Here is a 9,760-nt window from a genome sequence, read left to right as displayed (position 1 = left end):
TTGATAAATACAAGCAATAGACCATCACACAACAGCGAATAAGCGGGATTTAACGGGATAAAGCGGTATTTAGTGAAATGTAAAAAGAAAAAGAACCAACACATTATGCAATTAATTTAATAATTTTTATATATAAAACGATGAAAAAAACTCATTTTAATATATAATTTAATCACAAAACACTAGGAAATTATATAATGAAAATAAACTACGAATTAATTAGAAATATACTTGAAGTTATGGAAGAACATAAAAATCATGAAATACTTGGAAAAGAACTATTAGATAAATTAAACATCAAAGTACCAGAAGATGATAATAATGAAGAAGAAATTTTATTATATGATAATTTAGTAGGACATATTAAAATTTTATTTGATAATGAATGTATAGATAATGATTTCAATAATAAGGAAAATAAATATGGATTTACTTATTTGTTATCTACTAACTTTCCATTAATTAATGGAGCTTATAGAATTACAGCAAAAGGATATGATTTTCTAAGCGGTTTAAAAGAAGATAAAGTATTTTCTAAAATAAAAGATTTTTCAATTAATGTAGCTATAGAAGCTGCCAAACAATTATTAGTAAAACTAGCTTTAGGAAATTTATAAACAACAACTATATATCATTAATTAAATTTTCATTTTCATCTATAGTATAAATTATATCATTCTTAAAATCTATATACTTAATTCTTTTCACTTCATATTCACAACTATTTTTAAAATTCTCTTTTATTGACTTAATATTATCAATAAAAAAGTCATCATTACTACATTTATCGTCTATTAATTCTAATATTTCTTTTCCAGATTCAGAAAGTTTAAATACATTTACATTCATAAGGTTTATAATCAATATATTAGTATTTTTATTTTTATTTTTTGATAATTTAAATAAATAATTGTTATTAGATATAACTATTTCACTACTTATTGTTAAATTTAAGTCATTAAGACTACTTATAACACCCGAATCCATAAGTTTAGTTATGTCTGAAAGAGAAATACCATATTTTTGTAATAAAGTTAAATTTTTAAATATATATTTTTCTCTTTCTTTGCCATAAAATAATAATTTAGCAACTTTAGTAAATAATTCTGCTTCATCAGTAGTCATATTTTTTAATGTTTCTAAAGTTCTATATGAAAAACTACCAGGCTGTTTTATCTCTCCTGCTAATAATTTAGCCCATAAATCCTGAATATCTTCATTGCTTATATCTTGAACAATATTAAAATATCTAGTAAACCAATCCTTATCCACAGGTTTATCAGAAACATCCTCTTCATCTTTTAATATATCATAAGTTTTAGAAATAACATTTTGAATATTAGAAGTTCTTGATAATTCCTGATTTACTAATCTTGCTTTTGTGTTTTCTAATAATATATTAGCATTACTTATTTCTGTTCCATTATTATGATTTATATTAAGATTTGAATTTTTAGTTATAAATTCTAATATTTTTTCTATTTCATATATTTTGTCATCTGTTTCTAATTTTCTTTTATAAGATTCAGCATCAGCAATTCTTTTTATATGATACGGCTCATATATTTTCCAACCAAAACCTCTTAATAAATCAATAAGTTTTTCTATAGCTTTACCAACTCCAGCTATATCATTGATATCCATAATAACCCCTTATAAAGCACTATGTATAAATGATAAATCTTTAATATTTTTTGTCAATATATATAAAAAATCTAAAAATCTTTAGTCTATAAAAGTTCATTAAAAATCTATAATCTGAATATAATTAAATGAAGGCAGGTATATAAATGCTTACAAAAGATATTCTTAAAAAATCAGGAATAAATCAAAAATGGTATGAAGTATTAAGTAAAAGTTTTGATAAATATCATATATGCAAATCTGATAACAAAGAAGAAAATATAAATGAATTAGCTATGTTTTTGGCACAATGCGGACATGAAAGCATTAATTTCACAAAATTAGAAGAAAATCTAAATTATTCAGCAAATACATTATTAAAAATATTTCCAAAATATTTTAAGGATATTAATGAAGCCAGAGAAGTTGTAAGCAAGGGTAAAGAAGCTATAGAAACAGAATATACGGAGGAAGACTAGGAAACGGTAAAAATGAAGGATACAAATATAGAGGCAGAGGCATTATACAGCTTACAGGAAAAAATAATTATAAAAAATACGGAGAAAAATTAGGGATTAATTTGGTTGATAATCCAGATTTAGCATCATCAGAATTAATAGCATCAAATATAGCATGCTGCTATTGGATAGAAAGAGGTTTACAGCCATTTGCAAGAAAAGGCGATGTAAAAACAGTAACAAAAATGATAAATGGAGGCTATAACGGACTAGAGGACAGAGAAAAAAGATTCAAAAATATACTAAAAATATTAGAGGCTGTTAATGACTGATATACTGACCGCTTTTTCTATAATAATAGCTTGTATAACTATACTTATAATAGGCAATTGGGTAAGAGAACTTATTATAAATAATAAGCAGGCTAAAGTAAAAGCCAATCTTAAAATTGGAGAATTAGAGTTTGGAAATGATAAAATTATCTCAGAAAAACCTATAGAAAAACAAAATAATTTAGTTTCTAATGCTTTTAAATCTCCAAAAGAGCTTGATGTATTAGGAGCTAAAAATAACAGTGAAATATTAGCTTATTATCACGGAGATAATGAAAATGGAAATAGGTTTCAATATGACAATAATATTACTTCTTTGACAGTCTATAAAGAATACAGCAATATTATAAGTCAAAGTACATTGAAAGTTCAGAGTAAAATAATTAGTTATATAGCCAGAAATCATATACTTAATAAAGATAAATCTGAGTTTGAAGAGTATGTAAAAGAAAAAAGAATAGAAATTATAAATATATATAATACAGCTTTATCCAAAAGCGACATTGAAAGTATAAGAAGATTAGGATTAGAAAATATTTGCAATTTTTATTATATGATTATTTTAGATAATCTAAAAGAGATTTATAAATCAATATATAATAATCATAAAGTACAATATGATAAACGTAATAATTTTCTGAGAAATCTTAAAAATCTTCCTGCCAAAGATAGGTTAAAAAGCTATGATGTTTTTATCAATAATAATTTTACGGAAACAACAATAAAAGATAGTGAAATAGTTTTGGAAAGTTTAGAATATTTACAAAAATTTTTACTAGGAATATTTCACGACAGTATAAAATATAATGGAATTAGACAAAAATAAAAAACTTGAATGCCTGCTGAAGCAATTCAGCAGGAGGTTATAATGAAAGTTTTTTATTTTAGCAATAATAAAATATTTCACGACAGTATAAAATATAATGGAGTTAGATAAATGAGTTTTATAGACAAGCATAATGCAAATAAGAAATTATTAATTTATACAAGTATAGTCAGTTTTATTTTAGGCTGTATTTGGGTATTTGTTAATTTAATTTGGAGAGGCAGGACAGTAACTAAAGAAGAGGCAATAGCAGTTGTAATAATTCTTCTTGGGCTTAATGCTGTTAGTTTTGGAAGCGACTTGAGAGGATTTTTAAAAATATTAAAAGGAGGAAATGAAAAAGAAAAAAGATTAGAAGAAGTAAATACAATAAAAGATAATAAATAAAATGACAATAATAATCAGTATAATAATTAATTTTTTAAAGACAAAACTATTAAGTTTTTTGAAATCAAAATATTTTATATATTTTTTGATTGCAGGTATTTTACTTGGATATATAAGTTTTTTGAATTGTACAATAAAAATAAAAGACAACAAAATCAAATCTTTAGAAAAAGAAATATATACAACAAAATTAAATATTTCAAATATTATACTAGAGAAAGAAATGATTTTTGATAATGAAAGAAAAATAATGCTTGAAAGTTTCAGCAATAGTAATGAAGCTATAGAAAATATAAAAGAAAGTTATCTTAAAAGCGATGAAATAAAGGCATTAAATACTATTATAAATGATTATTATAAAAATATAAAAAATTAAGGAATATATGAAAATAAAATATTTAATTTTAATACTTATATTTTTAGTAAGCTGTACTGCTAAATATATAACCATACCATTATCACAGACGCCTAGTTTTTATGAGCCTAATAATAATATAAATACAAGTAAAGAACTTATTAAAGAATATCAAAAAAGTATTATAAAAATATCAGAATGGCAAATTTGGTATAATGTACAAACAGGAAGTAATTACTATAAAATAAGAGGCAGTAATAATGGCACCTAAAAGCAACATAGATAAACTTGATAAAAAAACAAAAGAAGAAATTATAGAACTTTTGCAAGACAGTACGGTAAGATATATTGATATTGCTAATATTATCAATGAGAAATTGGGAAAAAAAGCAGTGTCAAAATCTGGTATATCAAGATATAAGAAAAAGATTTGATAATTTATTGGATAAGAAAAAAGAAATAGAGGCAATAGCTTCAGCTTGGAAAGATAAAACAGGCGATGAATTAGGCAATATTTTAGGCAAGCAGACTATGGAAGAAATAAGAATGCTTATCTATGATTTTGTAGGTTCATTGCAGGAAATACAAAACAGCGAGGTAGCAAATATGGATATAAAAGAAATAGAGAAAATGTCTAACTCTATAGAAAAGGCAACAAAAGGAATAATCAATCTTGAAAATGCTATATCGAAAAATAATCAGCATACAGAAGAGATAAAAAATAAAGCCCTTTAAGAGGCACAAATTAAAGCCATTAATAATGCTAATTCTGCAGGAATATCTCAGGAAACAGTTAATACAATATTCAGAGATGTATTTAATATTAATAATTAAAAATGAATAACAAATTAAAAAATAAAAAGATACTTTTACCCTATCAGGAAAAATGGCTTATTAATCAGGATAAAGTAAAAGTTTGGGAGAAATCAAGAAGAATAGGAGCTTCTTATGTTGAAGCTTTAAATTGTGTATTAAAAGCATCATTATCAAAAAAAGAAAATGGTATGAGCTGTTATTATATATCTTATGCAAAAGATATGACACAGCAATTTATTAAAGATGCTGCTTTTTGGGCTAAATTACTTAATATAGCATGTGAAGATTTTGGAGAAACAGTTATAAAAGATGAAAACAAAGATATAACAATTTATAAAATAAGATTTGAATCAGGTTTTGAGATATGGGGGCTTCCTTCTGTACCTCGTTCTATAAGAAGTAAACAAGGTCATATAGTTATTGATGAAGCAGCATTCTGCGATGATTTAAAAGAATTATTAAAAGCAGCATTAGCTATGCTTATGTGGGGAGGAAGCGTTTTAATACTTTCTACTCATAACGGAGAAGATAATCAATTTAATTTGCTTGTAAAAGATATTGAATCTGGAAGGAAAGATTATTATTTACAAACAACTGATATTGATGAGGCATTAAAAGACGGTCTTTATAAAAAAATATGTGAAATATCTAAAGAAGAATACAGTAAAAGTAAAGAACAAGAATGGCTAAAATCTATAATTAAAGATTATGGAGAGGCTTATGAAGAAGAACTTTACTGCATACCTTCAAAAAATGGAGATAAATATTTTAATAGAGCATTATTAGAAACTGTAGCTGATGAAAAAATAGAAGTGTTTAGATTCTATGAAAAAGATGATTTTACTTTCAAAACAGAAAATGAAAGATATGCAAAAATGTTGGAATATTTCAATATTGTTAAGCATTTATTTACAAATATAAAAGATGAAGTAGTTTTAGGAGAAGATTTTGCAAGGAGCGGAGATTTAACAGTTTTATGGTTTGAAAAAATAAAACTTAGTAAAAATAAAATAAAAACTCTATGTGTTATAGAATTAAGAAATATTCCATTCAGTAATCAGGAACAATTTATTTTACTATGCATAAATGAACTTGGAAGAAAGTTTTTAGGAGCTGCTTTCGATGCTAGAGGCAATGGACAAATGATAGCGGAGAATCTTTCATTAGCATATAGAGGTTTAATTTTAGAAGTAATGATAACTAGAAAATGGTATGCAGAAAATATGCCTAAGCTAAAAAGTGCAGTTGAAGATAAAACTACAAATATTCCAAAAGATAATTTTATTATAGATGATTTTTTGCAGGCTGAAGTTTGGCAAGGAATACCTCTTATAAGAGAAAGGACAGGCATAAGAGGAAATAAAAGACATGGCGACAGCTTAATAGCTAAAGTTATGGCAATATATGCTATTAATGAATTAGAGTTAAATATATACCAAAAGATAACTTATGAACCTGTAAAAACTCAAAATTGTTGGAGAACATAAAAGGAGGTGAGCCGAGCCTTCACGGTAAAGAGTGAAACGAATTACCGTGCTATTATTTAGGCGACCAATGTAGGCACCCTTGCGGGTGGGCGAACATTGCCTTCGGCACGCAGGAGCGGCAACAATGAGTAATATAACAGCTGGCGTTTTAATAAAATTAAAAGATCAATTCTCTTCTGGTATTGATAAGGCTTCCAATAAAGTTAATTCTTTTCAGAGTAAAATGCAGGGAGCTTTTTCAAAAATAGATGGGATATTAAACTCTACAGCAAGTAATTTAGCTACTTTAGGAGTTTCTATAGGCGTAGGTGCTACAATTAATAAAATGATAGCATTTGAAGATAGGATAAATAAAATCGGAACTATAGCAAGAAGAAATGCTAAAGATGTAGAAACAGCAGAAAAACAATTAAATGGTTTAAGCGAAGCTATATATAAAGCAGCTATGCAGCCAGATATTAAAGTAGATGCAAATGAAATTATTGATGCTATGGACATTATAATGACTAAAACAGGCAATATGGATTTTGCTAAAGAAAATATAGAAAATATTGGAAGAGCTATGAGAGCATTTGGGGCTTCTGGTTCTGATATAGGCTCAATGATGTCTGAGTTTTCTAAATTGAATTATTCTGCTGAAGAAACTGCAAAACTAATGGATGAGCTTTATTATCAAGGAAATCAGGGTGCTTTTACGGCTTCAGAGTTTGCTAAATTTGGACCAGCTATAATAGCAGCTTATTCAAGTATTGGAACAGCTTCAGAAGATTTGAAAAATGCCAATGCTGTTATGCAGGTATTAACTGCAGGTACAGGGGATGCATCAGCTTCTGTTACTGTTCTTGAAAGTATTATGAGTGATTTAACTAATCCAGAAATACAAGAAAAATTACAAAATCTAGGAAATATTATAGGAGCAGACTTTTCTGTTAGAGATAGTGAGGGAAATTTTAAAGATTTGCATGAAATAATTATGAAAATAGTAAATGCAAAAGATAAAATGGGCGGTAATTTTGATATGCTATCAGATGTTTTTGGATCGGATTTATCAAGAGAAGCCATAAAGCATTTTGATAATTATGATGAGATATTGGAAAAAGTTTTAGATGTTTCTAATGCTCAGGGACAAGTAAATGCATCTGCAATGGAAAATGCACAAAGTTTGGCAGCTAATATACAAAACTTGCAGACAGCTTTTGATTCTTTTGCCAATAAAAATGTAGCACCATATTTAGAAAAAGTTACAGGAATATTAAATGATTTTGCTAAAAATCCTGAAAGATTTGATGCCGTATTCAAAGTTATAGCAGCTGGATTTGGAATATTTATGACAGCAAAATTGGTATCAGGGGTTGCTAATACAATTAGTTCAATAAACAGTTTGAAAAATATGGCAAAAGGCAATATATCATCTACGCTGCAAGCGGACAGTCGTCATATACAAGGAACAGGAACTCCTATTCCTGTTTTTGTTACAAATATGGGACAGTTTTTTTCAAATGGAAATAATTCTAACACATTCAATGTAGGTCAATCATCTTCAAATATACCAAATATCAATAATGGAAAAATGACTTGGAAAAGTTTAGGAAAAACAGCAGGTGCTATGGGTGCTGCTGTTACTGCTATACCAATGGCTATAAGCGGATTTATGGCTGCTAATGATCCTTCACTTTCAAAAAAAGAACAAAATAAAATGAAAGGTGAGGCTGTTGGAGGAGCCGTTGGAAGTATTGCGGGTACAGCTATAGGAACTAGTGCTGGAGCTGCTACTTCCGCTGCTATAGGTTCAGTTGTTCCTGGACTTGGCACAGCTATAGGGGCTTTAGTAGGTGCTGGTGTTGGTATTGCGGGAGGATATTTAGGAAGCAAACTTGGCGGAAAAATTGGAGAAAGTTTGACTAAAGAAGATACTTTAGAAAAAACTATTACTGCTAATAATATACAAAATAACAATGCTCAGGTTGAAATGAAAGGAGCTGCTAATATTGGAGTAGATATAAAATTGACAGATGAAAGAACTTATTATAAAGCTACTCCATACAATAATAACATACCAAATATAAATATACAAACAGGAAATATTGAAGAAATAAGAAATTATTCTTCTTAAATAACTAAAACATAAAAAATCCACTGTTAATAGGATAAAAATGGGTAATAGTAGTAATTTTCAATATCCTAGCTCTTCATCTTGGAGAGAGGCTTATGATATACAAAGCCTTGTAAAATATGAAGCTCCTAATATGGAAGCTGTTTATTTCTTATATGATAATATAAATATTTCAGGCGGACAGTCTTTAGATAATTCAAGTTATCCTAATTTTGGGTATTGGAGTAATACTTCAATTAATGAATCTGTTAATAAAATAAGAGTATCTGGCTTTTTAAGAGATGAAGAATATTTAAATAAAAAAATAGATTTAATAAATGCTTTTAAGATAAAAACAGATGATGAAAATCCAGCTTTTATTTTTTTACCTCTTTATCCCAGATTAAAAGTAACTTTAGAAAACTGGTCTATAGATGAAAAAGCAAATGAAAATGGTCAATGTAAAATAGAACTTAATTTTAATCTATGTGCTGATAGAAAAAATGATGAAAATTATAATTTTCTTAATATAGAAGATGCTAAAAACAATGTTCAGGAAATAGCTAATAAAAATCTTGAAAAGAAATTAGAGAATAATTTTAATTATGATACTTTTTTATCAGGTATAAATAATGTATCAAGTAAACTTTCAAATGTTATTGGAATGATACAAGGAAAAGCAGATTATATTAATGATATGGCAAGGGCTATAAATACAATATCTTCTACAATCGCTCAAGGAATTAGAACTCCTTCAGTTTTCGCTGATGCTTTACAGAATGTTGTATCTTCAATAGTTAATGGAATAATAGATATAAAACAGTCTGTAAATGAAACTGCTGAAAGCTCAAAATCATTCGCCGCAGGCGGCACGCAAGGTGGGCAGACGCCACAGTCGTCAATTAACAGCATACTTCCAATAGAAAATGCAAAAAATAATGAAAAAAAAGTTTTACTTCAGTTTCTTAATTTTTATAATTATGATACTACAAAAGATACAATTTCTTTTAATGAAATGAATACTGCAAAAGAAAGTGATAATTTTATTAAAATAATTGCAGTTACTGCTGTTGCTAGTATTATAATTCAAATAGATGATAGTAAGGAAAAAATAAAAAATTATTTAGAACTATATGACAAATTAAATGATTCTATAAATAAAGATGATTATGAACTTAATAATGCTTTAATAGACTTAAAAATATCTGTTATAGAAGAATTGAAAATAAAAGAATTAAAGAAATTAAGAAAAATTAAGTTCAATAAGAATATGACATTATTAAATGCAGAGCATTTTTTGAACTCATACAATTTGAGAGATTTTAATTTTATAGAAGATAGTTTTGTACTTCCTAAAGAAATATTTTATGTTTAAATAGGAGTA

At 26.9% G+C, this 9,760-nt stretch carries 11 protein-coding genes and 1 pseudogene; 11 read left to right on the top strand and 1 reads right to left on the bottom strand.

The features are described from left to right. Positions 1–197: 197 nt before the first annotated feature. On the top strand, positions 198–617 hold the full coding sequence (locus T324_RS0115400; RefSeq protein WP_028328659.1) for a DUF2513 domain-containing protein: 420 nt from the start codon (positions 198–200) through the stop codon (positions 615–617). A 7-nt stretch (positions 618–624) separates the two neighbouring features. On the opposite strand, the gene T324_RS0115395 is transcribed toward T324_RS0115400, so the two are convergent. Continuing rightward, positions 625–1,644, bottom strand: a complete 1,020-nt coding sequence (locus T324_RS0115395; RefSeq protein WP_028328660.1) for a DUF2806 domain-containing protein — start codon at positions 1,642–1,644, stop codon at positions 625–627. A gap of 146 nt (positions 1,645–1,790) precedes the next feature. Here T324_RS0115395 and T324_RS19005 point away from each other — a divergent pair. The 10 genes and pseudogenes from T324_RS19005 (at position 1,791) to T324_RS0115345 (ending at position 9,751) form a co-directional block, all read left to right on the top strand. Beyond that, positions 1,791–2,413, top strand: a pseudogene (locus T324_RS19005) (glycoside hydrolase family 19 protein). Next, on the top strand, positions 2,406–3,239 hold the full coding sequence (locus T324_RS0115385; protein ID WP_028328661.1) for a hypothetical protein: 834 nt from the start codon (positions 2,406–2,408) through the stop codon (positions 3,237–3,239). The pseudogene T324_RS19005 and the gene T324_RS0115385 overlap by 8 nt, the downstream one beginning before the upstream one ends. 111 nt (positions 3,240–3,350) lie before the next feature. Further along, positions 3,351–3,626 (top strand): hypothetical protein, encoded by a 276-nt coding sequence (locus tag T324_RS0115375; protein ID WP_028328662.1) that lies wholly within the window; start codon positions 3,351–3,353, stop codon positions 3,624–3,626. Between the two features lie 121 nt (positions 3,627–3,747). Then, positions 3,748–4,002 carry a hypothetical protein gene (locus T324_RS0115370; RefSeq protein WP_239649034.1) on the top strand — a complete coding sequence of 85 codons (255 nt, stop codon included), beginning with the start codon at positions 3,748–3,750 and terminating at the stop codon, positions 4,000–4,002. Between the two features lie 7 nt (positions 4,003–4,009). Next, complete coding sequence (locus T324_RS17540; protein WP_028328664.1) at positions 4,010–4,252, top strand: hypothetical protein; 243 nt, start codon at positions 4,010–4,012, stop codon at positions 4,250–4,252. Next, complete coding sequence (locus tag T324_RS18655) at positions 4,242–4,415, top strand: DUF3486 family protein (RefSeq protein WP_245580743.1); 174 nt, start codon at positions 4,242–4,244, stop codon at positions 4,413–4,415. The genes T324_RS17540 and T324_RS18655 overlap by 11 nt, the downstream gene beginning before the upstream one ends. A 7-nt stretch (positions 4,416–4,422) precedes the next feature. Further along, positions 4,423–4,716: a DUF3486 family protein gene (locus T324_RS18650; protein ID WP_245580742.1), complete on the top strand. Its 294-nt coding sequence runs from the start codon at positions 4,423–4,425 to the stop codon at positions 4,714–4,716. A gap of 101 nt (positions 4,717–4,817) precedes the next feature. Next, a complete protein-coding gene (locus tag T324_RS0115355; protein WP_028328665.1) occupies positions 4,818–6,284 on the top strand; it encodes a terminase large subunit domain-containing protein in 1,467 nt (488 codons plus the stop codon). Between the two features lie 124 nt (positions 6,285–6,408). Next, positions 6,409–8,397, top strand: a complete 1,989-nt coding sequence (locus tag T324_RS0115350) for a phage tail tape measure protein (protein ID WP_028328666.1) — start codon at positions 6,409–6,411, stop codon at positions 8,395–8,397. A gap of 40 nt (positions 8,398–8,437) precedes the next feature. After that, positions 8,438–9,751, top strand: a complete 1,314-nt coding sequence (locus T324_RS0115345) for a methyl-accepting chemotaxis protein (protein ID WP_028328667.1) — start codon at positions 8,438–8,440, stop codon at positions 9,749–9,751. Positions 9,752–9,760 lie beyond the last annotated feature (9 nt).

Source organism: Brachyspira alvinipulli ATCC 51933 (assembly GCF_000518245.1).
GTDB lineage: Bacteria > Spirochaetota > Brachyspiria > Brachyspirales > Brachyspiraceae > Brachyspira > Brachyspira alvinipulli.
Note: the sequence above shows the minus strand (reverse complement) of the source record. Positions and strands in the feature narration are given on the sequence as shown.